The organism is Mesorhizobium sp. M0060 (assembly GCF_040323155.1).
GTDB lineage: Bacteria > Pseudomonadota > Alphaproteobacteria > Rhizobiales > Rhizobiaceae > Mesorhizobium.
In genome coordinates, this window is record NZ_JAMYUP010000008.1 from 31219 (window position 1) to 57281 (window position 26063).

The 26063-nt window shown below is 59.0% G+C and carries 17 protein-coding genes and 1 pseudogene; 10 read left to right on the top strand and 8 right to left on the bottom strand.

All coding sequences use genetic code 11. From position 1 onward, the window contains the following. Positions 1-28 precede the first annotated feature (28 nt). The 5 genes from NKJ94_RS10445 to NKJ94_RS10465 all read right to left on the bottom strand — a co-directional run bounded on the left by NKJ94_RS10445 (position 29) and on the right by NKJ94_RS10465 (position 5701). A complete protein-coding gene (locus tag NKJ94_RS10445) occupies positions 29-757 on the bottom strand; it encodes an SDR family oxidoreductase (protein ID WP_352524752.1) in 729 nt (242 codons plus the stop codon). After that, the gene (locus NKJ94_RS10450; RefSeq protein WP_352524754.1) at positions 754-2067 is read right to left on the bottom strand and encodes a D-tagatose-bisphosphate aldolase, class II, non-catalytic subunit; all 1314 of its coding nucleotides are present in this window, start codon (positions 2065-2067) and stop codon (positions 754-756) included. Before NKJ94_RS10450 ends, NKJ94_RS10445 begins: the two co-directional genes overlap by 4 nt. Beyond that, positions 2064-3065 (bottom strand): tagatose kinase, encoded by a 1002-nt coding sequence (locus tag NKJ94_RS10455; RefSeq protein ID WP_352524956.1) that lies wholly within the window; start codon positions 3063-3065, stop codon positions 2064-2066. The genes NKJ94_RS10450 and NKJ94_RS10455 overlap by 4 nt, the downstream gene beginning before the upstream one ends. Positions 3066-3331: 266 nt before the next feature. Then, the gene (locus NKJ94_RS10460) at positions 3332-4564 is read right to left on the bottom strand and encodes an ROK family transcriptional regulator (protein WP_352524756.1); all 1233 of its coding nucleotides are present in this window, start codon (positions 4562-4564) and stop codon (positions 3332-3334) included. Positions 4565-4816: 252 nt separating this feature from the next. Continuing rightward, positions 4817-5701, bottom strand: a complete 885-nt coding sequence (locus tag NKJ94_RS10465) for a sugar phosphate isomerase/epimerase family protein (protein ID WP_352524957.1) — start codon at positions 5699-5701, stop codon at positions 4817-4819. A 700-nt stretch (positions 5702-6401) separates the two neighbouring features. Here NKJ94_RS10465 and NKJ94_RS10470 point away from each other — a divergent pair. The 6 genes from NKJ94_RS10470 (at position 6402) to NKJ94_RS10495 (ending at position 12080) form a co-directional block, all read left to right on the top strand. Next, positions 6402-7835, top strand: a complete 1434-nt coding sequence (locus NKJ94_RS10470; RefSeq protein WP_352524758.1) for an extracellular solute-binding protein — start codon at positions 6402-6404, stop codon at positions 7833-7835. 162 nt (positions 7836-7997) lie between these two features. After that, on the top strand, positions 7998-8852 hold the full coding sequence (locus NKJ94_RS10475) for a carbohydrate ABC transporter permease (RefSeq protein ID WP_502896231.1): 855 nt from the start codon (positions 7998-8000) through the stop codon (positions 8850-8852). After that, a complete protein-coding gene (locus NKJ94_RS10480) occupies positions 8852-9688 on the top strand; it encodes a carbohydrate ABC transporter permease (protein WP_352524760.1) in 837 nt (278 codons plus the stop codon). The genes NKJ94_RS10475 and NKJ94_RS10480 overlap by 1 nt, the downstream gene beginning before the upstream one ends. 4 nt (positions 9689-9692) lie before the next feature. Then, positions 9693-9932 (top strand): DUF2160 family membrane protein, encoded by a 240-nt coding sequence (locus NKJ94_RS10485; protein ID WP_352524762.1) that lies wholly within the window; start codon positions 9693-9695, stop codon positions 9930-9932. A gap of 30 nt (positions 9933-9962) precedes the next feature. Further along, complete coding sequence (locus NKJ94_RS10490) at positions 9963-11006, top strand: NAD(P)-dependent alcohol dehydrogenase (protein ID WP_352524764.1); 1044 nt, start codon at positions 9963-9965, stop codon at positions 11004-11006. Between the two features lie 12 nt (positions 11007-11018). Continuing rightward, complete coding sequence (locus NKJ94_RS10495) at positions 11019-12080, top strand: ABC transporter ATP-binding protein (RefSeq protein WP_352524766.1); 1062 nt, start codon at positions 11019-11021, stop codon at positions 12078-12080. A 187-nt stretch (positions 12081-12267) separates the two neighbouring features. Here NKJ94_RS10495 and NKJ94_RS10500 read toward each other — a convergent pair. The 3 genes and pseudogenes from NKJ94_RS10500 to NKJ94_RS10510 form a co-directional block, all read right to left on the bottom strand. Beyond that, positions 12268-12466: pseudogene (locus NKJ94_RS10500) on the bottom strand (tyrosine-type recombinase/integrase); the annotation flags it as partial. A 308-nt stretch (positions 12467-12774) separates the two neighbouring features. Continuing rightward, a complete protein-coding gene (locus NKJ94_RS10505; RefSeq protein ID WP_352524768.1) occupies positions 12775-14874 on the bottom strand; it encodes a calcium-binding protein in 2100 nt (699 codons plus the stop codon). 1101 nt (positions 14875-15975) lie between these two features. Next, on the bottom strand, positions 15976-18168 hold the full coding sequence (locus NKJ94_RS10510; protein ID WP_352524770.1) for an autotransporter outer membrane beta-barrel domain-containing protein: 2193 nt from the start codon (positions 18166-18168) through the stop codon (positions 15976-15978). 938 nt (positions 18169-19106) lie between these two features. Between NKJ94_RS10510 and NKJ94_RS10515 the strand changes: the two genes are divergently transcribed. The 4 genes from NKJ94_RS10515 to NKJ94_RS10530 are packed head-to-tail and all read left to right on the top strand — an operon-like array spanning position 19107 to position 25794. Beyond that, positions 19107-20327 carry a glycosyltransferase gene (locus tag NKJ94_RS10515; RefSeq protein WP_352524772.1) on the top strand — a complete coding sequence of 407 codons (1221 nt, stop codon included), beginning with the start codon at positions 19107-19109 and terminating at the stop codon, positions 20325-20327. Further along, on the top strand, positions 20324-21580 hold the full coding sequence (locus tag NKJ94_RS10520) for an O-antigen ligase family protein (RefSeq protein ID WP_352524774.1): 1257 nt from the start codon (positions 20324-20326) through the stop codon (positions 21578-21580). Before NKJ94_RS10515 ends, NKJ94_RS10520 begins: the two co-directional genes overlap by 4 nt. Before the next feature lie 4 nt (positions 21581-21584). Continuing rightward, the gene (asnB, locus tag NKJ94_RS10525) at positions 21585-23582 is read left to right on the top strand and encodes an asparagine synthase (glutamine-hydrolyzing) (RefSeq protein WP_352524776.1); all 1998 of its coding nucleotides are present in this window, start codon (positions 21585-21587) and stop codon (positions 23580-23582) included. Position 23583: 1 nt separating this feature from the next. After that, positions 23584-25794: a GumC family protein gene (locus tag NKJ94_RS10530; RefSeq protein WP_352524778.1), complete on the top strand. Its 2211-nt coding sequence runs from the start codon at positions 23584-23586 to the stop codon at positions 25792-25794. The last annotated feature ends 269 nt before the right edge of the window (positions 25795-26063 follow it).

Below are 26063 nucleotides of genomic sequence, written 5' to 3' on the forward strand. Positions count from 1 at the left end.
TCGAATTTCGATGCCGAGACGCTACGTGTCAAATGTCGAAGTTGGTCGGCAGAATGACGATATCGCGAATTGTAACCGTTCTCGGCCGGGTCAGCATGAACAGCAGGACTTCGGCAATTTCCTTCGGTTCGAACAGATTTCCGGCCGCCATCGCCCGGGCGAGGTTCTCCTTCGGCCAGTCGGCGACGAGGGGCGTCATTACCGGTCCGGGGGCGATCGCGCCGACACGGATGCCGTGCTTCGCCACCTGTCGCCTCAGCGCATGGACGAACGCTTGAACTGCGTGCTTGGAAGCGGTGTAGATCGGCTCCCACGGCACCGCGGTGTGGCCGGCCACGGAACTGGTGACCACGATATCTCCCGTGCCCCGCTCGATCATGTGCGGCAGGACCGCATGAATAGTTCGGAATACGGCATTGACGTTCAGGTTCAGCATCCGGTCAAAGGCGTCCGGATCACCATCGATGAAATCACCGCCGATATAGGCGCCGGCATTGGCATGGAAGGCGTCGAGGTGACCGACCCTGTCCAGAATGCCGGGCATCATGCCTGCCACGCTTTCCGGATTGGTGAGATCCACCCTCAAAGGAATCGCGTTCTCGCCGAGATCAGCAGCCAGGCTGCGCAGTTTCTCATCCGCATAGTCGATCAGGACCACCCGCGCGCCAGCATCGAGACAACCACGGACACAAGCAAGGCCGATACCCGATGCCGCGCCTGTGATTGCAATGACCTTTCCAGAGAGTTGTTCGCTCATCTTCGTCCTCCATCCGTCGGGTTACTTTCGGTGTTGAGTGCCTCGCCCGTGCAGGCGAAGCGGTACTCGTCCAGGCTGCGCTGGATCGAGGCGATCAGTAACGAGGTCGGCTCGAGCGGTTTGCCTGCAAACGCATCGAATGCGGGCAGATGCTGGCGAAACAGCGTGAGCGGCACCGTCTTGCCGTGCAGGGCTGCGGTCAGCCTCGCGACCGCTGCTTCCGCCTCCGGCTGCTTCCAGTAATACCGGATGCGGTCCGAGAACGAGTAGTGGCGCTGGATGCGCTGTTCGGCTTCCGAGCCGTGATAATGGCCCTGCCAATTGCCGGGTTTGGCCAGCATCAATCGCTCCATGGCCTGATAGAGTGGACGGGCTCCGTAGCCCGGCAAAAGATCGGTCGCGATAAGGTCCAGCGCGTAGAGCGCCTCGCGCAGGACGAAGGTCAATTCCGGCCCCACTTTCAGGATCGGGAAGCCGTCCTCGACCAATTGGCGCAAATATGTTCGTCCCTGGTAGTCGGTTGAATGCGCCTCGTAGACCAGGCTAGGTTCCTGCTCGAGCAGCCGCGTCAGCCCGCGTGCCCTGGCGGAATCGTAAAGGACCACATTCTCATTGCCAAACTCCACACCGGGCTGGACCACCAGTGCGATGACGCGTGAGAACGCATCGGCCAAGCCTTGCTTCAGGAACAGATCGCGATGAACATCGATCGTGTGCGTCGCCGCCGCTACGCTGGTCGGCTCAATGTCGCTGATTGCATGATTGGCGCCGCCGGGCGTCGGCACCTCGGTGCCGATGATGTAGACCGGCGCCTCATCTCCTGCGGCGCGCGCCGCGCGCTCTGCCGCCATGGCCAGCCGCGCTGTACGCTCCGCCGTTGTGGCGTCGTCGAGCGCGGCAGGCTCGCCGGCGCATCCCATCGAAGCATCGAGGTGGATCTTTCGGAAGCCGGCGGACACGTACGCCGTGACCATCTCTTCTGCCTTCGCCATCGCTGCGCCGGCATGTTCCCCGCGCCACGGATTTGGCCCAAGGTGATCCCCACCGAAGATGATCCTTTCCATCGGAAGCTTTTCTTCTGCCGATATGTGCTGGACGAGACGAACAAAATCGCTGGGCAGCATTCCGGTGTAGCCGCCGAACTGGTTGACCTGGTTGCAGGTTGCTTCGATCACAAGCGTGCCGGAGAAGCGTGCAGCGTTGCGCGCTGCTGCCCGGATGACCAATGGATGCGCTGAGCAGACCGACGTGACGCCTATCGGCGAACCATTGCGCCGCGCCGCCGCCAGGTTTTTGAGGAGACCGGTCATCGAGCGTTTCTCGGGGTCACGGCGATGAATTCGTCAAGCTGCCGACGCGAGGCGACACCTTCCATCGGACCTTGAATAGTAACGTTGCGAGCGCCCGCGGCATTGGCATACTCCAGGGCTTTGAACACAGGCATGCCGAGACGGCGGCAAGCGACGTAAGCGCCGCCGAAACAGTCGCCAGCGCCCGTCGGATCAATTTCCGCAACCCTGAACGCCGAGCAATCAATCCGCGAGCCGTCAGCACCGAAGAATGTTGATCCGTGTTCGCCGCGTTTAAGGGCTATCTCCGTCACACTGCGCCCAAAGAGCGCGATGACCGCGGCAGATTCACCATCAACTCCAGCTGCCATGAACAATTCGTCGCCGGAGGGCAGGATAAGGTCCGCGATGTCGACGAGCTTGGCGAAGCGCTCCTGCGTCTGCCCGAGCCCGAGCAATTCCTTGCGCAAGTTCGGGTCAAGTGAAACGGAGCCGCCGCGCCGCTTGATGACGCCGATGGCATAATCCATCGTCTCCCAGATACCCGGGATGGCAAAAGCGCTACCCATGACGTGGAGGTGTCCAGCCCGCTCGAACAGCGCCTTCGCTTCAACCGTCAGGCTCACCAGGGCCGCCGCCGATTTTCCGATGTTGAAGACAAAGTCGCGCGAGCCGTCGTTGCGATAGCGAACAAACGCGCTTCCGGTCGGATAATCCTGACTGACCGAAACAGCCGATACGTCCACGCCGTCAGACCGGAGCCGTTCGACATTGATGCGGCCGAAATCATCGTCGCCGACCGATGCAACGATTGCCGCCGACCCGCCGATCTTGGCGCATTGATCGATGAAAATCGCCGGCGCGCCGCTGGGGTAGGGGCCGATAAGCTCTATCGGCTCGAGAAAGCCGTCGCCGCGACTTTTGGCCATGATCTCCACCAGGATCTCGCCGATGACGACGGTCGGCCCTAGTGCGTCGGGTGCGAGCTTGGTCTGACTTAAAATCGCATCTGCGGGCATCATACAACTCGGCTAGCGCACATCTTTTAGCTGGAGCATGCGCCTGGAGGTTGCGGCCGCTCGCTGATCCTGTTCCACAGCGAACGACAACCCGAGACGGCCACGATGGGAATGCGCGATGCTCCTCCAGGGACTACACTAATTATGTTTGTAGCTTTATGCAACATATTAATCAATCGAGACGGACAGGCCACAATGGCATTCTAAATTGCGATCAAACAGGTGGCCCGAGCAGCAGCATCGGTTCGGCAGTGCCGAACCTGATATTAGCCTTCGTCTCCCTCTGCCCCTTCGAGTTCCGCCGTACCATCGGCGAAACGCTGACTTTGCAGAGACAAATATCGCTGATGTAACATGCAGGCCGCACCGAAAGCGGAACCGACAGTTCCTTCATCATTCATTGTGATCGATGGGAACGGGAAACTGGATTCCTGTATGGCATGGATGTGTGCAGTGACCCTGGCAGCCATCAAGGGATAGAGTGCGGCGACCGAACCGCCCAGCACGATCTTGTCGGCGTCGATGATTCGGCAAGTCTGCACCAGGCCTATTGCCAAAGCCCTTGCCCAGTCCTCGGCTATTGAGACAGCGCTAGGCAACCGGTTTTGGACATCGGAAAGGAAGTTGCCGAATGTCGGATCACTGAGGGCGGAGGTCTTGCGATACTCGGCCATGATGTTTTCAAGGCCGATTAGTTGTTCGAGATTGCGGCGCGGGCTTGGCGCGTCGCTGACAATCAAGTGCCCAATCTCCCCCGCCAGCCCGTTGGCGCCGCGAAAAAGGCTGCCGTCAACGATAATGCCGCCGCCGACACCGCTCTCCATAACGAGAAAAAGCGTGACGCCGGAATGCACCTCGCTGCGCCCGTAAGTCGCGCCGATGGCGAATGCGTTGGCATCGTTCTCGGCAAGGACCGGAACACGAATCGGCAGGGCGTCTCTCACCAGCTTTGCAAGGTGAACATTTCGCCAGCCGAGAAGCGGCGCAAAGTGGACGAAGCCATTCTTGTCCATTTGCGCCGGGGTTGATACGCCAACGCCTTCACATCGCTCCAGTTTTGACACAGGAATAGATTGGAGAGCCAGCCTCACGGCGCGGTCGACCGCGGCCTCTACGTTGATCGACGGACCATCAAACGGTTCCACATTCGTCGAAACGATATTGGTTCCAAGATCGATCTCTACCGTACTGATATGCTCGACACCGATCTCGACCCCAAGGAAGAAAATAGCATCCGGCACAAGCTCCAGCATGATGCCGGGACGGCCGGCTCGGGCATAGCCCGCTTGTTCAGGCAGATCCTCAATTGCTTCGCGCACCAGACCGTCAGCCGTCAGGCTCGCGATGATATGCCCCGACGAAGAGCGGTTAAGCCGTAACTTGCGCGCGAGTTCGGCTCGAGTGAGACGTCCAAATTGATGAAGGGCTCTTAGAGCCGCCACTTCATTGTTTTGTCGAATCCTGCGATTTGAACTGGCGGTCAGCGCCGGGTCATTCACTTAGGTCTCTCCAGGTTACCTGCGGTCCGCAAGCCGAACGCAACCACAACGCGCTCACTTGGTACACGCCGCGCAGGCGTGCAGCAACTGGCGCGATCTTATTGAACACGCATCCCCCCGAAGCTTCTGTCTCACGGATCCGAGGCTGCCGATGAACAGCGAAAAAACCACAGCACTACAGCGCTGAAGACCGCGGAGCAGGGCGTCTTAGGCAGAGGGTCCGCACTGCCGCATAATCAGATTGTCCTCGACTTATGGACGGGCATTCGTCGTTCGCCGACGAACCGCCTCTTGCTTTTTCAGGTCGATGAAGGCCTTGGCATGCTTTGCCAACGGCATGTTCTCGGTCCAGGTGTCGCGCCATATGGCGCATGCGAGGGAAAGACCCTCATCGACCACGGCGCTGGAGAACGATTCAAAGGTGATGTCGCGGCTATAGCCGATGTCTAGCAACGCGTCGAAGATGCGATCGAAATCGATCACCCCATCGCCGAGGTAGCCGCGATTGCTTTCGCCGATGTGAAAATAGCCGATCTTGTCGCCGGCCAGACGAATGGCCGCCGCTGGATTGGCCTCTTCGATGTTCATATGAAACGTGTCGAGATGGAGCGTGACGTGATCGGAGCCGGTCGCCTTGATGAAGTCGAGGCCCTGAGCCGCCGTGTTCAAGAGATTCGTCTCGAACCGGTTGACGACCTCCAGGACCAGATCGACGCCGGCCTTCTTTGCTGCGTCAGCCGTCTTGGCAATGGCTGCGACGCTGTTCTTGCGGCCGCGATCACTCGGCATTGTCGAGTATTTCGTATGCGCGGAATAGAGAATGCCCCCGAGCTTGGTGCCGCCGATGTCCCGCACCGCCGCGACTGCATTCGCGAGTAATTCCTCACCTGCCTTCACGACAGCGCCGTCCTCGCTCGACACATCGGCGCTCAAGGGCAGGCCCATGGTGACGGCGATTTCGAGATCTAACGACTGAGCCTTCTTGGCGAGGCGATGGATGTCGAACTTTTCGGGTTGAAGATACGCAAACTCGATCAGCCGGTAACCGCACGCAGCCGAATTCTCCATCGCTTCTTCAAGCATGGCCTGAGTGCCACCGCCGGTCCATACGAACGAATGAATGCCCAATCTGCGCATCGGCTGTTTCCTCCTGGGTACTGGCGACTCTGTGAATGTTGACAAGGACAACAAAATGCCCATCGTGACAAATGTCAAGGTCCTCGACGGCGCAACAAATGCTGGTGCGCGCGGCAACTCCTAACCGGATCGAGCATCATCCACGCAAATATGTCGCGGATATTACGCGGAATCCGGGGGACGCTGCCTCGGCGGGTTTTGTGGCTTGACAGAATTCGCGTATCGTCTAATTTGTGGACAAGAACAACATATAACGCTGCCAACCAGCGAAACGTGGAGGAGGAAATTAACTTGCCCCTGTGATCCAATTTCTCCGCTCTTCGCGACAGATGGGCCGATAGCGCTCTTCTGTGCTCGTTTGCATGAATATGGCCAACTCGGTCCGTGAGTTGAGACCAAGCCGGCAATTCGAAACAGCAGAAAATACAGGTTGCCTCCCAAGGCCAGCACCTGAGGGGAGTTTTCTGCTCGGGTGCGGACACGGAAAGCGATGAATCTTCATAGGGCCAGTGCCCGTGCGCTGGCGTCTTAAATTTGGATCAAGCAGGGAGGCACCACCGGGTTGATCGGAGGAAATCGCCGAGGCGGGGCCGCCACAAGGCCTTTGATGGCCAGGAGGTTTCCGGTCTGGCGGGAAGGAACGTTGCCATGACTGCGAAATGACGGACTGACATTCAAGATTCTGTTGGAGGAGTGAAAAATGAGACATGAACTCGGAATAAGCCTTGCCGCATTGGCAGTGGGGCTAATGACCAGCGTGATGCCTGCCAAGGCCGATTTCTGGTCAGACGCCGGCGCAAAGTACAAGGGTGTTACGTTGCACGGGGTGACCGAAAGCACCCCGCCTTCGAACTATATCAAGGATGTTCTTGCGCCTGCGTTCGAGAAGTCGACGGGCATCAAGGTGGAGATTGAAACCACATCCTGGGACCAGATGTATGACAAGGCGATCAAGGACATGGAAGCCAAGACCGGCATCTATGACATGGTCTATATCGAGCAGGACATCATCTATGCCTATCTCGCCCGTGATTTCCTGGTCGACATCACGAAATCTCTGAAGGACGATCCGTCGCTGAAAGCGCCGGGTTACGACGAGACGCACTTCACGACGTTCGCGAACTATTTCAAGAACGGCGACGGCGATCTGTTCGGCATTCCGATGGAAGCTTTCATCAAGCTCTATCTCTACCGGACGGATCTGTTCAATGATCCTGCCGTCAAGGAAGCCTTCAAGAAGGAAACCGGCAAGGACTTGGTTCCTGCCAAAACCCATGAGGAATACACGCAGATCGCGGAATTCTTTACCAAATGGGGCAAGGACAACGGCAAGGAATTGTGGGGCACGACCGCTCAGGCGCACACCGGTCACCCGGCTTCCTGGTACGAATTCTTCGAATCGGTCGCGCCGACGTTCGGCGTGTACAATTGGGGCATCGACGCATCGAAGAATTATGCCGCGTCCGTCGCCAATGGTGGAGCGATGAACAGCGACAAGGCAAAGGCGGCGCTCAAATACTGGCTGCATCTGCGCGACATCGCGCCACCGGAATCTCAGGCCAGCACCTGGACCGAAGTCGCCACCACCTTCGCGGCGGGTCGTGTGGCACAGGGCCTTGTCTATGGCGAGAACGCCGCCTGGATCGCCTCGGACGCTGAGAAGTCGAAGGTGGTTGGCAATGTCGGCGTCGCCCTTCCGCCGGTCGAACCGGGGGTCATGGAGGATGCCGAGTCCGGCAAAGGCTATATCGGCTACTACGACGGCGGCGCCTTCGGCCTTCCAGTCACCTCGAAGAACAAGGAAGCGGCGCTTCTCTTCCTCCAGTATATCGGCCAGGATTCGGTCCAGGGCGATTGGGCGGTCGCCGCGCCGCGCATCACCAACACGGCAACCTACGACGATCCTAAAGTCATAGAGATGGATAAGAAGCTCAACGGCTATTACACCATGCTCAAGAACGACGGAAAGCTGTTTGCCGGCGCCCCTCCTTATCCGTTCCATGCACAGGTACGCGAAGCAACGGCGCCGATCTTCTACAAGATTCTGTTGGGTGAGGTGTCGTCCGACGATGGGCTCGACCAGATGGCTGCCGCTGCCGAGGCGGAACTGAAGAACCTAGGCTACCGCAAGTAGCAGTGCGAACGCAGTGCCCGGACCGCCGCGAAAGCGGTGGCCCGGGTACGCAGTTTGCCGCCTCGCGAGGTTCATAGAATGTCGCGGCGGATGCGCCTTCCAGGGAGTGGTTCCATGCGATCAAACAGGGCTGGCGTGCGATCAAACAGAGTTGGATGGCTGATGCTCGCCCCGACGATTGCGATCCTCGGGATCTTCGGCATCGTCCCATTTTTGTACGTGCTCTATGTGGCTTTCCATCAATGGAACCCGTTCGGCGCAAATCCCTATATGGTCTACAATGGCGCCGACAATTTCCGCCGCCTCGTCTTCGACAGCGAGTTCCTGACCTCCATCGCGTTCACGCTGAAGTTCGCCTTCTTCGCCGTATTGAGTGAAGTGGTCCTTGGCTACCTTCTGGCTCAGTTGTTCATGCGGGAGTTTCCCGGCCGGGCTTTCTTCCGCACGATCCACACCCTGCCTCTGATCGTGGCGCCGATCGTCGTCGGATCGGTCTGGCGCCTGATGACAACACCCAGCATCGGCATCATCCCGTATTTGTTGAAATCCTGGTTCGGCTACGACCTCAATATCGGTCGTGATGCGAACATGGCCTTTGCACTGACTGTCATCATGGATATTTGGCACTGGACGCCACTGGTGACGCTGACGCTGCTTGCGGCACTCGTTTCGCTTCCTAAGGAGCCGTTCGAGCAGGCCCAGATCGACGGAGCCAACAGGTGGCAGATCTTTTGGCACGTCACGTTGCCGATGATCCGCCCGGCGATCCTGGCGACGGTCTTCATTCGTCTCATGGATGCACTGCGCACCGTCGACGAAGTGTGGATGCTGACCGGTGGCGGCCCTGGCGCCGCGACCCGGTACCTTGGCCTGCACATCTGGAAGATCGTATTTCCCAAGACCGATTACGGATACGGCTCGGCCACTTCGATCATCGTCCTGTACCTCACTCTGGTGATGTGCTGGCTGCTTTATGTCGCCCTTGTCGCCCGCCGCGGCCAGAAGAGAACACCCTGATGCGCGCCAACCGCCCTGTTTATTCCATTCTGCTGTGGATCTTTCTCAGCCTGCTGACGCTGTTCCCGATCTACTGGCTGTTCGTCATCTCCGTAAAGCCGGCCGTCGAACTGTTCACCACGCCGAGCGTTCTGCTCGAGACGGTTTACTGGAAGAACTATGTCAAGGTCCTGGGCGACGATACGCTGCGCCGCTATATGTTCAACTCCATCGTGATCTCGACCGGCAACGCGACGCTGGTGACGGTTCTGGCGTTCATGGCCTGCTACGCGCTGTCGCGCTTCGATCTCGCAGGAAAGGAGAACATCTTTTTCTGGACGATCACCAACCGCATGGCGCCAGCCGCTGTATTCCTGCTGCCCTTCTTCCTGCTCTTCACGCAGATCTTCGTCATAGGAGAGTGGAAGCTCTACGACACACGGACGGGCATGATCCTGCTCTACTGCACGTTCAACCTGCCTTTCGCCATCTGGACGCTCAGGCCGACGATCGACGGTATTCCAAAGGAGTTGGACGAGGCCGCAACCGTCGACGGTGCCACGACGTGGCAGGTGATCCGCGAAGTCATCTTTCCGCTTGCGCGGCCCGGCCTCGCCGTCACCCTGATCCTGACCTGGGTGTTCGCCTGGAACGAATTCCTGCTCGCCGCAACGCTCACCAGCTTCAACGCGCGCACCATCACCACCGGCCTGTCAGAATACGTGACCACGACCGGAACCGAATGGGGCACGATGGCGTCCATTGCGATCATCACGCTTGTCCCGGCGCTGTTGATCTTCTCGGTTGTCCAGCGGCACATCGTGGCCGGTCTGACCTTCGGCGCGGTCAAGGAGTAGTACGATGGAGCACGCCGTCGATCTCGATGAGGTGGATGACGAAGCCAATACCATTGTCGCAAGCCCGCAACGCACCGGTTTCCTGCCGATCGTGACCAACTGGTTCGACCGGGTTTTTGTAGGCATCTATCTGTTCGTTGCGCTCGAACTGTTCTGGATGAGGTTTCTCGAACAGTCGATCCCATTGTCCGTCTGCCATGCTCTGGCGATCGTGTTGGGTGTGCTGATCGTTTGGCGTGGTTAGCGCGGGAGAAAAAGGACAGGACGCAGGCTCATGAAGTCATTGGTGCTTGAAGAGAAGATGAAACTATCGCTGCGGGATTTCCCGATCGAGCGCGAGGAGGTGCTCGGCGTCCGCGACGTGCGCATTAAATTGCATACCGTCGGCATCTGCGGCTCGGATGTGCACTACTATACGCACGGCGGCGCCGGCGTTTTCCAGGTGAAGGCGCCGATGATCCTCGGCCATGAGGCGTCGGGCACGGTCGTGGAGACAGGAGCCGAGGTGACATCGCTGAAGGTCGGCGACCGGGTGTGCATGGAGCCGGGCATTCCGGACCCGAACAGTCGCGCGACGCGCATGGGCCTCTACAATGTCGATCCAGCGGTTCGTTTCTGGGCGACGCCGCCTATCCACGGCGTTCTGCGCCCGACCGTTGTTCATCCGGAGAACTTCACCTTCAGGCTTCCGGACAATGTTTCCTTCGCGAAGGCGGCCATGGTGGAGCCACTGGCCGTCGGCGTCCATGCCGCCACCAAGGCCCAAGTGAAGCCGGGCGACATCGCTCTGGTCATGGGCGCTGGCCCGATCGGCCTGGTCACGGCACTGTCTGCGCTGGCGGCGGGCTGCGCCCGGGTCTTCGTATCGGACGTCGATGACACCAAGCTCGAGCTCGCAACAAAGCTCGGCCCGATCACGCCGATCAATGTCGCCAGGCAAGACCTCGCCAATGAAATTCTCGCCGCCACCGAAGGCTGGGGCGTCGAGATCGTATTCGAATGCTCCGGCAGCCCTCGCGCGGCGGAAGGGGTCTTCGATCCGCTCTGTCCGGCCGGCCGGGTGGTTTTCGTCGGCGTGCAGATGCATGGCATCAACTACGACGTCGGCAAAGCGATGGTGCGCGAGGCGCGCGTCGAGCATGTGTTCCGCTATGCGCATGTTTTTCCGCGCTGCGTTGCCATGCTGTCTTCCGGAGCGATCGATGTGAAGCCGCTGATCACGCGCACGTTGGAATTCGAAGACAGCGTTCGAGCGTTTGAAATCGCCGCGTCTGCCCCAAAGGGCGAAGTGAAGATGCAGATTGCTCTACCGCAATAGAAGGGATGCAAGTTGGCTCAGGTCACCGTCAAGAACATCATCAAGCGTTATGGAAACGCCCAGGTCATCCACGGCGTGAATGTCGACATCGCCGATGGCGAGTTCGTCATCCTCGTCGGCCCATCGGGGTGTGGCAAATCCACCCTGTTGCGCATGATCGCCGGTCTCGAAGCGATATCGGGCGGTGAAATCAGCATAGGTGGCCGGGTGGTGAACGATGTTCTGCCGAAAGACCGCGACATAGCGATGGTCTTCCAGAACTATGCGCTCTATCCGCACAAGAACGTCGCCGACAACATGGGCTTCTCGCTCAAGATCAAGGGCAGGCCGAAGGCCGAGATCGACGCCAAGGTGAAGAAGGCGGCCGAAATTCTCGATCTAGGCAAGTTGCTCGACCGATTTCCGAAACAGCTATCGGGTGGACAGCGCCAGCGTGTGGCCATGGGACGCGCCATTGTGCGCGACCCGCAGGTCTTCCTGTTCGATGAGCCGCTGTCGAATCTCGACGCCAAACTTCGTGTTGCGATGCGCGTCGAGATCAAGGAACTGCATCAACGCCTGGGCACAACGATCGTCTATGTTACCCATGATCAGATCGAGGCGATGACCATGGCCGACAAGATCGTGGTGATGAGGGACGGCAAGGTGGAACAGATCGGCGCACCCCTCGCTCTCTACGACAATCCGGGGAATGTCTTCGTCGCCGGCTTCATCGGCTCGCCGGCCATGAACTTCATCAAGGGAAGGATCGATTCGAAGAACGGCAGGCAGATCTTCGTGTCGGACACCGGATCCGTGCTGCCAGCCGAGGGGGCCAGGGCGCAGGGCGGGCAGCCGGTCATCTACGGCATACGTCCCGAGCATATCGACATCGCGCCGGACGGCTTGCCGGCGACGGTTTCGGTGCTCGAGCCGACCGGTTCCGAGACACAGATCTTCGCCAAGTTTGGCGAGGACGCTATTGACGCCATTGTCAAGGACAGGCTTTCCGTCCGGCCTGGTGAAGAGGTGAGATTGAGGATCGATCCGCGCCGGGTCCATATCTTTGACAGGCAAAGCGGCGCACACCTGTGAGCCTTCGCTACGATTGAGCGGGCCTCAGTCCTCGCCAGTGGGTTCGCCACCGAATACGAAAACATGCGAAGGATATGGCTGGGCGAACCACCCGCTGATTGTTTTTGTTGAGAAGACGACGTCCCTCCGGGCCCCCCTTGTCGTTATCTGCCAAATGCTTAGAGGCCGGTTCGCCAAGAAGCGGCTTGTGCCTTACCAGCCGTACGGCTCGGTCCATGCCCTGCATGGCCAAACGCACCTGCAACGCCTCACGGGAATAAAGCTCGGCGTGATCAATGTCATCATGGCAAGGACATCCATGCTGGCCTGGTGGACGCTTCCGCTTCAGCGAGATAGACGCCAAGCGACTTCCACAATCCATGAAGCGTCAGGCCCTTCGGCAATCTGATAGCGACCTAGCCGAGGGATCTGGTACTCGATGCCAGGTTCAGGCGGGGGTGACCCGTCGGTTGCTGAATAGAGACGAGAAAGTGCGTGCCGGCTCGCTTACGGAGCCGTTTTGGTCATCACGCAGTGTGCGATGAGCTTCTATTCCACGGTTGGTGATGTACCGTTCAGGACACGGAAGCGGGGTCGTGAACCGCGCCGAGCATCAGCCCGAAAATGGGCAACCCGCTTTGGAAAGTCGGGTGCTTGAACAAAGACGAGCGGCGGACACGACTCGAGTTGAAGGTCCGCCGCTCTGGTTTTCAGATCACAAAGACTGATGCTGCCACGGGAAATGGGTGGCGAGGTGCGTTTGTGCTGCGCCGGCCGTCGCGTCGCTGTCGAGAGAGAGCGACCCGGTTGAACTGTCAAAGATGATATGATGGGAACCATCATCGGCAGCCGTATCGTGCGCAGTCGTGTCGGTAGAGGAAGCGTGGGATAAAAGCCCTCCCGACCTGAGCTCGGCAAGAGCGGAGTGGTCGAGTTGGACTTTGTCCTGAAGCTTGCTGAAGTCGAAGGCATCGTTGCCGCCGTGACCGGATACAAACTCGGCGGCGCCGCTCTTGCTGACACTGGCGCCGGCATTTTCGTTGCCCTGGAGGATCTGGGCGGACCCGTGACCGGTCAGGCTGGTTGCCGTTGTGTCGGACGGGCTGCTGGTCGCGGCAAGCTCCGAGCCGGCCGAAAGCGAGTGGTTCAACGCAGCCAATACCCGGTCAACGCCGCTGCCTTCGTTTGCCTTGTCGCCGGCAGTATCATGGCTGGTGTCGTTGCTGCCGAACAGATCGGTCAAAGCGTGAAAACCGCCGCGGTCGGAGTGGGAAGCGGCGGTCGCAGTCGAGCTGCCATCGCTGGTGGTGGCGCCGGAAGCGGCGGTCGCAGTCGAATCGCTGGCGATGAGGTGCGAAGGCGTGGCCGCGGCCGAGCTGCCATCGCTGGTGGTGGCGCCGGAAGCGGCGGTCGCAGTCGAATCGCTGGCGATGAGGTGCGAAGGCGTAGTCGCGGCCGAGCTGCCATCGCTCGTGGTCGCGCCGGAGGCGGCGGTCGCAGTCGAATCGCTGGCGATGAGGTGCGAAGGCGTAGTCGCGGCCGAGCTGCCATCGCTGGTGGTGGCGCCGGCGGCGGCGGTCGCAGTCGAACTGCCATCGCTTGCGATGAGGTGCGAAGGCGCCGTCGCGGCCGAGCTGCCATCGCTGGTGGTGGCGCCGGCGGCGGCGGTCGCAGTCGAACTGCCATCGCTTGCGATGAGGTGCGAAGGCGCCGTCGCGGTCGAGCTGCCATCGCTGGTTGTGGCGCCGGAAGGGGCGGTGGCAGTCGAGCTGCCATCGCTGGTTGTGGCGCCGGAAGGGGCGGTGGCAGTCGAGCTGCCATCGCTGGTTGTGGCGCCGGAAGGGGCGGTGGCAGTCGAGGTGCTGTCGCCGGTGGTGGCGTGGGAAGGGGCGGTGGCAGTCGAGCTGCTATCGCTGGTGGTAGCGCCGGAAGCGGCGGTGGCAGTCGAGGTGCTGTCGCCGGTAGTGACGTGAGAAGGCGCAGTCACAGTCGAGCTGCTATCGCTGGTGGCGGCGTCGGAAGCGGGCGCAGCAGCACTGCTGTCGCTGCTGGTGGTGTCTGAAGCCGCAGCGGTAGTGGTGTTGTGTTCCCGGAAAAAGGCTTGCAGTTCCGAGGAGCTTTCAAGCGCGGTATCGCCGTTTTGCGTTCCCCATTTGTAGGTATAGTCGAAGGCGGGTGACGGAACCAGCTTGGCCCAATGATCCATCATGGTTTGCATCTGTTCGGCGGTGGGCATGACCTGTCTTCCGCCGTCGGAAGTCTCCCAATTGCCGCCGCCAAAGGCCTGGAAGACCGGAACGATGTTGTTAATCGGGATGCCCGACTTCACCGCTGCAGCCACGGCTCGATCGATCATGTCGTAGTCGACCGTGTCCGTTCCCGTGCGTACCGGATACGGGTCTATTCCGAAATAGTCGATATGCGTGTTGGCGGGATTGTAGGTGTTGGTAAAATCCGGATTGGTGGGGGATCCCATGTTCATCATGGTGACGAAGGTCTTGGCGCCTGGAAAATGCTCATGGATCCAGTCGGATTCCGCCTTCAGGTTCTCGGCGGTTGCGTAGGTGCCCCACCTGCCCGTGGGATCGGGCTCGTCAACAAGGTAGAATCCGAACACATTCGGATTGCCGAGGAAGGGGGTCATTTTCTCGATGAAGGATGAAGTTACGCCCTCGTGCTCATTGAGGTACACCAGACCCTTCATGCCCTCCGGCAACGCGTCGACCTGCGAAGCGTACTGAACGTCAGCCAGATTGAAGCCGGCGGTTGCAATTTCGGTGGCGGATCCACCCGACGTATAATGCAGAGTTGCCATCCAATATTCCTTTTTCTGATTTCGATAGCGCCCAGCGTCTACCTACAGACGGCGTATATTAGCGCCAAATCACATACAGACACCCGTTGATAGAATCATTGACCGTTTGTAGGAATGCTGCACGGATTGTTGACTTATTTTGACAGCAGCGACTTCGGACAAGACGCTTATTGTCTTCTGATGTCAGAATGACGCCAGAATTGAGACTTTATTTTGAAGGCGTTGTAGTTCTTGAAGTTTTTCGATGTTTTTATAATGGCTATACATCTATTGATTTGTTTGCTTTAGACATCAACTTTCGCGCAGAAAATCAAAATGACGTTAACCTCTGACGCCGGGCCGCTCAACAGTCTCACTGCCGCAACCAATTAGTTGTGGACAATTCGTAGGCATCTACGCGCTCATCATCTGATATCGGTCGGCAGATCTCCGTGATCGAGATCAAATCAATGTAGGAAACCGCACAAAAGGTGAGAGTAGGACGGTTCCCAGCTGGAGCGCCTGCCGCACTCGCCCATGAGGAAGACTTAAGGACGTCAAAACTGTTCGGCGGACGTTTATTAGCGACGGATAACTGCCAAATGACTAACCGGGTTCGTCGTTGCCTGGTTCCTGCCCTCGCGCTCAAGTAATTGGCATTCCGATTTATCTATCCCTGATCTGCGACGAGGGGCCGTTCGTGAAGCTATGGCCGCTATTGCGCAACGGATCTGATAGCGGCCTAGGGGGTCTGGTACTCGATGCCAAGTTCAGGTGGGATCTGACCGTTCGTTTGCCGAATAAGAATAAAGAGACGAGAAAGTGCATACCGGATCAATTGCGAAGCCGTTTTGCCTCGTCATCATGCAACGTGCGATTAGCTTCTATTTCACTCAGATGCCCTAGCTCTTTCAAGACACGGAAGCGGGGTCGCGAACCGCGCCGAGTAAACTCGGTTGGCGGGCGGATTCAAGCCATCCTTCAATGATGCCTTGCTACCGAACCCGCTGGGTGACGAAAGGTGAGCATCAGCCCGAAATGGGCACCCTGCTTTGGAAAAAACCGGTGCTTGAACAAAGACGGAGCGGCGGACCGGCTCGAAGGTCCGCCGTTCCGGGTCGTTCAGATCACAAGGAACGAACCTGCCGTAAGCGACAGACCTGGAGAGAGAGTGGCGAACTGTATTTGAGCTGCGCCGCCGATCCCGTCGCTGTCGAAAGAGAGCGCTCCCGTTGAGCTGTTGTAGATGATATGGTCGGAGCTATCATGCGCGGCCGTGCCAGCAAAGAAAGCATCGGATGAAAGGCCACCCAGCTTAAGCCCGGCAAAAACGGCGTCGTCGAGCTGGATCTTGTCCTGGAGCTTGTCGAAGTCGGTGACCTTGTCGATATTGCCGGCTCCAAGAGCGCTGTTGAACACGAAAGCATCATTGCCTCCGTTACCGGTCAAGATGTCGGCACCGCCGCCGCCGTTGATGATGTTCGCGCCGGCATTGCCTTGGATGGTCTGAGCGAACCCGTTGCCGGTCAGGTTGATTGCAGACGTACCGGACGGATTGGTAGTGGCGAGGAGCTCGATTTGCGAGCCGGCCAAAAGGGCGTGGCTCACCGAGGCGAGCACCCTGTCGGCGCCACCTCCCACCGCTTCCACCACTTTGTCACCGGCATTGTCGACATAGTAGTTGTCGTTGCCGCCATAGCCGATCATCGTGTCGGCGCCGCCTCGGCCGTTGATGATGTTGGCGCCAGCATTGCCCTGGATGGTCTGGGCGAACTCGTTGCCGTTGAGGTTGATTGCCGTCGTGCCGGACGGATTGGTGGTGGCGAGAAGCTCGATCTCGGAGCCGGTCGAAAGAACATGATTTACCGAAGTGAACACCCTGTCGGCGCCACCTCCCACCGCTTCCACCACTTTGTCACCGGCATTGTCGACATAGTAGGTGTCGTTGCCGCCATAGCCGATCATCGTATCGGCGCCGCCTAGGCCGTTGATGATGTTGGCGCCGGCGTTGCCCTGGATGGTCTGGGCGAACTCGTTGCCGTTGAGGTTCATTGCCGTCGTGCCGGACGGGTACATGGCGGTGAGAAGTTCAATCTCGGAGCCGGCCGCAAGAGCATGGCTCACCGAAGTGAACACCCTGTCAGCGCCACCTCCCACCGCTTCCACCACTTTGTCACCGGCATTGTCGACATAGTAGGTGTCATTGCCACCATAGCCGATCATCGTGTCGGCGCCGCCGAGGCCGTTAATGACATTGGCGCCGGCATTGCCCTGAATGGTCTGGGCAAAGCCGTTGCCTGTGAGATTGATTGCCGTCGTGCCGGACGGATTGCTGGTGGCGAGAAGCTCGATCTCGGAGCCGGCCGCAAGGGCATGATTTACGGAGGCAAGTGCTTTGTCTGTACCGCCTCCCGCCGCCTCAATCTCCTTGTCGCGGACATCCTCGACATAATAGGTGTCATTGCCGCCATAGCCGATCATCGTATGACCACCGGCCCCGTGGAACACGTCGTCGCCGCTGGTGCCATACAAGGTGTCGCTTGTGTCGGCGGGAGAAGGGGCAGTCCCAGTATCGATCAGGTTGTGTTCCCGGAAAAAGGCTTGCAGTTCCGGCGAGCTTTCAAGCGCGGTGTCGCCGTTCTGCGTTCCCCACTTGTAGGTATAGTCGAAGGCGGGTGACGGAACCAGCTTGGCCCAATGATCCATCATGATTTGCATCTGTTCGGGGGTGGGCATGACCTGTCTGCCGCCGTCGGAAGTCTCCCAATTGCCGCCGCCAAAAGCCTGATAGACCGGAATGATGTTGCTGATCGGGATGCCCGACTTCACCGCTGCAGCCACGGCTCGGTCGATCATGTCGTAGTCGACCGTGTCCGTTCCCGTGCGCACCGGATAGGGGTCTATTCCAAAATAGTCGATATGCGTGTTGGCCGGATTGTAGGTGTTGGTAAAATCCGGATTGGTCGGGGATCCCATGTTCATCATGGTGATGAAGGTCTTGGCGCCCGGAAAATGCTCATGGATCCAGTCGGATTCCGCCTTCAGGTTCTCAGCGGTTGCGTAGGTGCCCCACCTGCCCGTGGGATCGGGCTCGTCAACAAGATAGAACCCAAACACATTCGGATTGCCGAGGAAGGGGGTCATTTTCTCGATGAAGGATGCGGTTACGCCCTCATGCTCATTGAGATAGACCAGGCCTTTCATGCCATCCGGCAATGCGTTGACCAGCGAAACATACTGAACGTCAGCCAGATTGAAGCCGGCGGTTGCAATTTCGGTGGCGGATCCGCCCGATGCGTAGTGCAGAGTTGCCATCCAATATTCCTTTGTCTCATTCGATAGCGCCCCAAGGCTTGCCTACTAGAGGATGTATATTAGCGCCAAATCACATACCTGCAGGCTCTGATAGAATGGTTGATCGCCAATAGGAATGCTGCACGGAAGGAGGAATCCCAATAGACGTGTTAAATAAAGAACAAGAATACTATCCCGTTAAGGCCGTAGTTCCATCCGGATTATCTGATTTAATTGGAAGCCATGTAGTCTCATGGTCTAAAATATAGCTTGCGTATTGCTGAAATATACTTGTGAATTAAGGTTCTATTTAACTGTTCATCCTAGCATTGAGAGATCAGACAGACGTTAACCTAAGAGCCGCACCCCTCCACAGTCTCACTCCCGCAACCAATTAGTTGTGGATAATTCGTAGGCGTCTGCGCGTTCGTCGCGTGATATCGGTCGGCAGATCAGGTTGCCGACATCGGAACGGTCGAATCGGCTTATCCGCTGGTCGCAAGGAGGCAGGTTGCGCCAGGAGTTGTGGCTGAGGGGGTCGACTATCATGCCTGGTAGCACAAGCGGGACAAGCTGAGGCGCAAACCCGGACCGGGAGCTTAGGAATCCGACGCGCCCAGCGTAGAGCAGCGTACAACGCACGACTGTCGGAAGCGCTTTCTTCGGTTGCCTTATCAGTTGCAAGTCCGGCTTGGCCGAACTCCCTGGAGTTCGAGGCGCAATTCATCCGCGTACGCGTTCCTATGCACCACTAGATGCCGTCGAGGTGGTTCGCGATACGCGTAAGGCCGCGATCCCCATGCGGTTTACCTCATTCAAACAGACGAGGACAGTATGCAAGCCTCCCCCTACCGTATCCTTTCACGCGCACAGAAGTAACGAAGCAAAACCATGAAAGCAGATGCGAAAGGCAATTACTTCACGCGACCGGAACACGGCGCACGGACGGGAGCTTCGGGATGAATCCGCATCTCGTTTGTGTGGGAGGCGAAGATCACGCCCTGAGAATTCCGTTCCTAATGTCGCTGCGTGAAAGCGGCTTCCGGGTCACGGCAGTTTCAACCGGCGATGAGGCTGCGTTTTTGCGGCATGGCATTCCGCATCGCCGCTACGGTTTCGACCGATTTGCCAGCGGCAGTGGCGAGTGGACCGCTGTAAGAGCGATTCGGAAATTGGTTGCGCAACTCCGGCCTGACATCGTCCAAAGTTTCGATACCAAGCCTAACCTGCTGACACCCCTTTCGGTGCGCGGAACGGTCCCGGTCGTGCGCACGATCAACGGCCTGGGCTGGACATTCTCGTCGCTGGAACCGCGGGCTCTGGCCTTACGTCCAATCTTTTGCGGACTGCAATGGCTTGCCTCCTTCTGGACGGCAGCGACGGTATTTCAGAATCGGGACGATGAGGCTTTCTTCAAGCGCTTTCGATTGATTGAACCTGGCAGCGGAAGAGTGATCCGCAGTTCTGGCATCGACGTCGATGCGTTCGCTATGGCGAGGCATCTTGCTCCGCCGGCGACGAAAATGCGCCAGGAGCTCGGGCTCCAGTCAGCAGAGATCGTAATTTTTGTGGGCCGGCTGACCCGCCAGAAGGGCATCCCGACGCTGCTCCAAGCAGTCCCTCGCGTCCTTTCTAAAAGGCCTAATGCGCGTTTCGTGCTTGTCGGCCCTTGGGAGTCCGAAGGTCCATTTGCAGTCGACAAGTCGGAAATCGATCGACACGCTCCTCATGTCATCGCGCTAGGCCCACGACGCGATGTTCCAGCCCTTCTTGGCATGGCCGACGTGTTCGCCTTCCCCACACAATATCGAGAAGGAATCCCGCGCGTCCTGCTAGAGGCAGGGCTGGCAGGATTGCCCATCGTCGCCTCAAAGATGCCCGGCTGCAATGAGGTGGTCGAGGATGGATGGAACGGCTACCTAGTCCAACCTTACGACGCCGATGGCCTTGCATCTCGAATACTCGACATCCTGTCCGATCGCAGTCACGGAAAAATCATGGGCGGTCGTTCTGTCGAACTCGTCCGTGAGCAGTTCGCGCTGCCGCGGGTGGTCGCGCAGTATTGCGATCTGTACGAAAATATCCTTAGCGTCAAATCCCACGGTGGCCTCGCCCGACCGGCGTATCCGATCTTAATTGGAGAGGATGCTGTCAGCAGTAGATTGGATGTGCGCCGATGATCCGGGACGCGATCCTGGCCAGTGGCCTCGCAATGACCTATGCGGTGCAACTCGACATTCCTGGGTCGCCCTTGGGGATTGGCGAGCTGCTCCTCGTGCTTTGGATCATGCTGTCGATTGGGCGTGTGCTTGCCGGCGGTCGCCTGGAGACCAGGCCGGCGCTGACACTCCTTGCAAGCTACTGGACGATCATGGCGCTTGCTCTGGCGGTCGGCACCGTTGTCGGCTATCTGACCACAGTTCTATATCTGACGGGTCTGATGCACGATACGATGGCCTACCTGCTGTTGGTCAGCGTCACGTGCCTTGCCGCTGCAGAACCCGAGGCTGATCGCCATCTCCGTCGTACTGGTTGGTGGGTCGTGGGTATCGCGAATATGGCCCTTGCCATTCAGCTGGGACAGGGCTGGGGCTGGATCCCCCGAGCTGACGTCGATCCCTGGTACTGGGACCGCTTTCGCGGCTGGTCGCATAATCCAAACCAGCTCGCGCTCTACTGCGCAATCTTCGGCCCGCTAGCCTTGCATCTTGCGACCACCACCAGCAATCGATGGGGCAGGTTTCTTGGGATCGCCAGCTTGTTCCTAACCTTCTATGTCGGGAGGCTAACAAAGAGCGATACCTATTTGTATACCAGCATCCTGACCTGCCTGACGTTCCTCGGGCTGCGGATCAGCACATGGCTCAAGACCGGTGGCAACAGCGTCAGCTTTTCACGGCAAGCCGTCCTCCTGTTGCTTGTCGGTATCCTTCCGTTGGCGATCGCGATAACCCCCTACGCCGTGACGGAGGCGAGCGTCCTCGAAAACTTCGCCAAGGGCCTGACCAAGGACAAGGGCGGCGAGGCCACTGCCGAAACCGCCGCACTCCGCGTGCATCTCTGGGACGAAGCGTTGGAGAAGGGCGCGGAATCCGGGTCGCTGGGCCTTGGTCCAGGTCCGCATCTCGAGCGCCCATCAGTGTTCGAATCGCAATTTCTGGAGCGACCCTTCGAGGCTCACAACACGATCCTCGACCTGTACACTCAAGGTGGTCTTATTGCGGTTCTGGCGCTGGTCTGGATCGTCGGCGCCGCCATCATGTCGGTGTGGCGTGCGAAGCTCGACGCGCTGTTAGCGCTCGTGGTGTCAATCGTCATCTTCGGCATGCCGCACCTAATCATCCGTCACCCGATCGTGTGGTTTGCGCTGACCATCTGCCTTGTCGCCGGTACTCCGAAAGCAGTTTCTGCAATCTCTAACAATCCGGGTTAATGGCATGTGTGGTATTGCCGGAATTCTTCTTGCCCCCGATTCAGCCGACACGAAGCCGCTCAAGGCAATAGAGCAAATGACGGCCGCGCTTCGTCACCGCGGACCGGATGGCGAGGCATTCTGGATACATAGCGAAGCGGGGCTTGCCTTCGGTCACAGGCGTTTGGCCATTGTTGATCTGTCGGAGGCGGGCCGTCAGCCGATGCATTCCGAAAGCGGCAGATACGTCGTCACGTTCAACGGCGAAATATACAATTTCCGCGATCTGCGCCGCGAGCTGGAAAGTACAGGTCGTCATTTCAGGGGCACCAGCGATACCGAAGTCATGCTTGGCGCCATCGAGAGTTGGGGCCTCGAAAAAGCACTCACACGCTTCGCCGGCATGTTCGCGCTAGGACTATGGGATCTGAAGACGAGGACGCTCCATCTCGCCCGCGACCGAATGGGCAAAAAGCCGCTTTATGTCGCCTCAACACGTGATGCGCTTGTTTTTGCCTCTGAGTTGAAGGCGATCACCCGTTTTCCAGGTTTTTGTCAGGAGCTCGATATCAATGCGGCCGCGGCGATGCTTTCGAAGGGATGGGTACCGGATGACAGCTGCATCTGGCGAGGCGTATTCAAATTGCCGCCGGGTTCGGTCCTGTCGGTGACAGCCGCTGACTTCGCCGCGTCGCGAAGTGCCGCCTCGCTAGCGCATCGTATTCGATACTGGTGGTCGCTGGCCGAAACCGCCACCAAAGGGCGGGCGGAGCAGGTCGTCGGCAGTGACGAAGAACTTACCAATGAACTGGATGGCCTGCTTCGACTTGCCGTTCGGGAGCGCATGATCGCTGACGTTCCGCTCGGGGCCTTCCTGTCGGGCGGAATAGACAGCTCGACGGTTGTAGCCCTGATGCAGGCTCAATCGGAAAAGCCGGTGCGCACGTTCACGATCGCTTTCGGAGAGGGCGGGTTCGATGAGGCTCCCCACGCTGCGGAAGTCGCGCGGCATCTGGGCACCGACCATACCGAACTCCACCTTTCGGCTGCCGTAGCGCGCGAAGTCATTCCAGAATTGCCGCAGATCTGGGACGAGCCCTTCGCTGACGAATCGCAGATACCAACTCTGCTGGTGGCGCGGCTCGCCCGCCGGCACGTTACGGTGGCTCTGTCGGGTGACGGTGGCGATGAATGCTTCGCCGGCTACGCCCGCCACTTCATGGCGGCCCGCCTGCGACGACAGCATACTCTGCCGTCAGCACTGCGTCGGGCGCTCGCGGCAGGCACTGGGTTACTGGCCCGTGCAGCCCGTCACGATCTCGTCGGCAAGCTGCCGCTTTCGGAGGGTGCACGGCATGCGCTGCGGGGCGACCGGCTGGATCGCCTCGCTCAGCTGCTCGCTGCAGCCGATGAGGACGAGTTGTTTCGGCGACTGACGAGATCGTCGACCGAGAACCTCAGCCTCCACCAGCCCCCCTCATCAATCCACGTCGAGCACCGGCTTGATGGGCTGCTGTCCCGTCTTTTGTATGACGATATGGCCGGCTACCTGCCCGGCGATATATTGGTGAAGCTGGACCGCGCCAGCATGGCCAACAGCCTCGAGGGGCGGTGCCCGCTACTCGATCATCGGGTTGTCGAATTCGCCTGGCGCCTGCCGACGAATACGAAGGTTCGTAATGGCAAAGGTAAGTGGATCCTTCGTCAGTTGTTGCGCCGGTACGTTCCGCAGCGACTGATCGAGCGGCCAAAGCAAGGTTTCGATGTTCCTATAGCAGTCTGGCTGAGAGGCCCGCTGCTCAGTTGGGCAAACGATCTTGTCGCCGATATGCGCGTCTCCGGAGACGGAATTTTCGACCTTGTTAAGGTGGATGCGTGCTGGCGCGATCACGTCGATGGCAGGCACGACCATTCTCGCGAATTGTGGCCGGCTTTGATGTTCCAGGCCTGGCACAACGAGGCAAGGCGGCGGCCATCGCCGCCAGCAACGGGTTCTCGCGTGCCCGAACTTACAGGAGATTAAGATGGAAGGGTCCATAGTTAGCCGCATCCACCTTCCGCACGTTACCGAAATGCACTTGCCTGCGCGCGAAATCACTCCGCGCATGAAACGGCCGTTGCGTGAGCAGATGGACACGCAAACCCCGCTCCATCAGCTCCTCATTACCCTCTCAAGAAAAAAGTGGTTCCTCCTGGCCATGGTCGTCGCAGGCGGTGTCTTGGCCGCGCTTGGGGGTCTTGTACGGCCTGCCCTATACGAGGCCACCACACAGATAATCGTCGACGCACCTAGTAGAGCGGCCCCTGCCGGCGGCTTGGTCTCTGCTCAGGATCAGCTGGATTCCAGCATTGACGACCATATCACCATGCTCTCATCGCAAAGCCACCTGCGAAGCGTAGTGGCAGCGCTGCGCAAAACGGACAATGGTGCTAAACAGGCTGATGCTCGAACCGGAAACCCTCCTCCGAAGCCTGTTGGCGTCGAGCCGCTGAATTTGCGCTCGGTTCCAGCCGATTTGCTGGCCAAAATTTGGCCGCGAAGCACGCCGGCGGAGCCTGATGCGGCTGAACTCAAGGTGCTGCGTGAAGGTATAAGAATCGGCCAGGAGCTGCGATCGAGAGTTATCAGCGTCGGCTTCACCGATCATGATCCGGCGCGAGCCGCTCTGATCGCCAACACGTTCGTCCAAGTGTATATTGGCGATCTGGCAAGGAAAAGCCAAGCGTCGGACAGGCTGGAACTCGAATCGATAGTCTCCGGGCTGCCGACTATACAAAGCAGTCTGGCAGAAGCGACTGATCGTCTGGAGAGATATCGGTTGAGCCATGGCGCGGTCGATCAAGGTGCGGCGGACAACGCTGCCAAGGAGACAGCCGAACTCACCCAGCAAATTTCCTTGTCGAAAGCGGACCTCTCCGCAACCGAATCCCGACTCCAACACATTCAGGACTTGCGAAAGGGGGGCGCGCCGGTTGCCTCGGTAGCCGAAGCCATCGGATCACCCTTGCTGGCCGATCTCTTGGCACGCCAGGCCAACGGCACGGCAGATGAGGATGTCACAAATGCGATCGATCGTGAGATCGAACAAGAAATCGCCCATGTCGCTGCTGAGGCGAACATCTATCGCTCCCAGATCGCGGCGCTGCAAAAGCGTAAGGATGTCCTGGATGCGGTTGTGGCCGATACAGCCGGCCGGCTTTCCGGATTGCGCGCTCTCGAGCCGCAGGTCAGCATCCTGACGCAGCGCTACAACGACCTTTTGACCCGGCAACAGGACTTGATGCGGCGTATTGCAAGTCCATCCCCCGGAGTCAGGCTTCTCTCAGCGGCGTGGCCCCCTACCAATCCAACGACTCTTTCGCCAATTTTTCTTATTCCGCCCGGCATGGTCGTGTTTGGCCTGATTGGGGGGATTTTCATACTTGTCCGCCAACGCTTCGATCGCACTTTGCGCGGAGAGGCCGAAGCTGAAGCAGCGCTCAGGGTTCCGTGCCTCGGGCTAATACCCCAGGCTCCCACAACGCACGCGAAGCGACTGCAGCAGCTGGTTTCAGGCCAGCAGGGGTGCAGATACAGCCGCGCCGTGACGTCCCTGCTTGTCGCCGCGGCGCCCCAACAGGCGAGGGATTGCTCGAACATAATCTTGATAACATCCTGCGGTGAGGATGATGGCAAGACCGAGCTCGCATGGAGCATGGCCTTGGCGGCCACCAGACTTGGAGGGCGAGTACTCTTCATTGATCTGGACCGCACGGACCACCGCCTTACGGGCGAGTTTGTGAAGGAATTCAGCGCACGTAAGCCGCACAATTTTTTCGGAGACTATGTGAGTGACCGTTGTGCACTGCACGATGCGATAGCAGGAATGTCGGCAATCGGGATCGACTTCATGGCGCTCGCACCGTCGGAGGATCTGCTGCCCTTGCTGTCCAGTGTCGACGGCTCCCCTTTCAAAGATGAACTGCACTCGATCTATCGGGTCGTCATCATAAATGGACCGCTGGGGCTTGAGGGACCAGAGGCCAGGCTCCTGACAGGCTGGGGTGACGTGGTTCTTTTCGCCGTTCGCTGGGCGAAAACGGGACGCAGCATCGCGCGAGGCGTTCTAGACCTGCTTGCGGGCGATGCACCAGCTTCGGTCCCCGTCGCAAGCGTTCTCACGAAGGTTAATCTCAGGAAGCACGCTGGTTACCGGTTCGGGGACAGCGCTGATCTCTTGCTGGAGAGGACATGACGAGCGCGGCTTTTTGTTGTTGGGCTTCCCGCTTGGTTGAAAATCACCGCGCAAGGCGCTGCGCCGATCGGCTGCTGGGCGCGGGCCATCCGCCAGTAGCTGGGGTTGTCGCGGAGAGGTCCATCCGGAGCGTGGGTCCGAAGTGTCACAACGGAACCTACTGGCCAGGAGCCGCCGGACGGGCATTCATGAATTCCGGAATCCACACCTGAGGCGACGCGCCTGACGCCGTCCTTCGTCTGCTTGGCATCCACCCCCGCAGCCTAGTG

Excerpts from the sequence above, each read along its gene's own strand:
- asnB (WP_352524776.1), top strand. The coding sequence starts at position 21,585 with ATGTGTGGTATTGCCGGAATTCTTCTTGCCCCCGATTCAGCCGACACG.
- NKJ94_RS10450 (WP_352524754.1), bottom strand. The coding sequence starts at position 2,067 with ATGACCGGTCTCCTCAAAAACCTGGCGGCGGCGCGGCGCAATGGTTCG.
- NKJ94_RS10445 (WP_352524752.1), bottom strand. The coding sequence starts at position 757 with ATGAGCGAACAACTCTCTGGAAAGGTCATTGCAATCACAGGCGCGGCA.
- NKJ94_RS10470 (WP_352524758.1), top strand. The coding sequence starts at position 6,402 with ATGAGACATGAACTCGGAATAAGCCTTGCCGCATTGGCAGTGGGGCTA.
- NKJ94_RS10465 (WP_352524957.1), bottom strand. The coding sequence starts at position 5,701 with ATGCGCAGATTGGGCATTCATTCGTTCGTATGGACCGGCGGTGGCACT.
- NKJ94_RS10480 (WP_352524760.1), top strand. The coding sequence starts at position 8,852 with ATGCGCGCCAACCGCCCTGTTTATTCCATTCTGCTGTGGATCTTTCTC.
- NKJ94_RS10455 (WP_352524956.1), bottom strand. The coding sequence starts at position 3,065 with ATGCCCGCAGATGCGATTTTAAGTCAGACCAAGCTCGCACCCGACGCA.
- NKJ94_RS10490 (WP_352524764.1), top strand. The coding sequence starts at position 9,963 with ATGAAGTCATTGGTGCTTGAAGAGAAGATGAAACTATCGCTGCGGGAT.
- NKJ94_RS10515 (WP_352524772.1), top strand. The coding sequence starts at position 19,107 with ATGAATCCGCATCTCGTTTGTGTGGGAGGCGAAGATCACGCCCTGAGA.
- NKJ94_RS10510 (WP_352524770.1), bottom strand. The coding sequence starts at position 18,168 with ATGGCAACTCTGCACTACGCATCGGGCGGATCCGCCACCGAAATTGCA.
- NKJ94_RS10485 (WP_352524762.1), top strand. The coding sequence starts at position 9,693 with ATGGAGCACGCCGTCGATCTCGATGAGGTGGATGACGAAGCCAATACC.
- NKJ94_RS10475 (WP_502896231.1), top strand. The coding sequence starts at position 7,998 with ATGCTCGCCCCGACGATTGCGATCCTCGGGATCTTCGGCATCGTCCCA.
- NKJ94_RS10505 (WP_352524768.1), bottom strand. The coding sequence starts at position 14,874 with ATGGCAACTCTGCATTATACGTCGGGTGGATCCGCCACCGAAATTGCA.
- NKJ94_RS10520 (WP_352524774.1), top strand. The coding sequence starts at position 20,324 with ATGATCCGGGACGCGATCCTGGCCAGTGGCCTCGCAATGACCTATGCG.
- NKJ94_RS10530 (WP_352524778.1), top strand. The coding sequence starts at position 23,584 with ATGGAAGGGTCCATAGTTAGCCGCATCCACCTTCCGCACGTTACCGAA.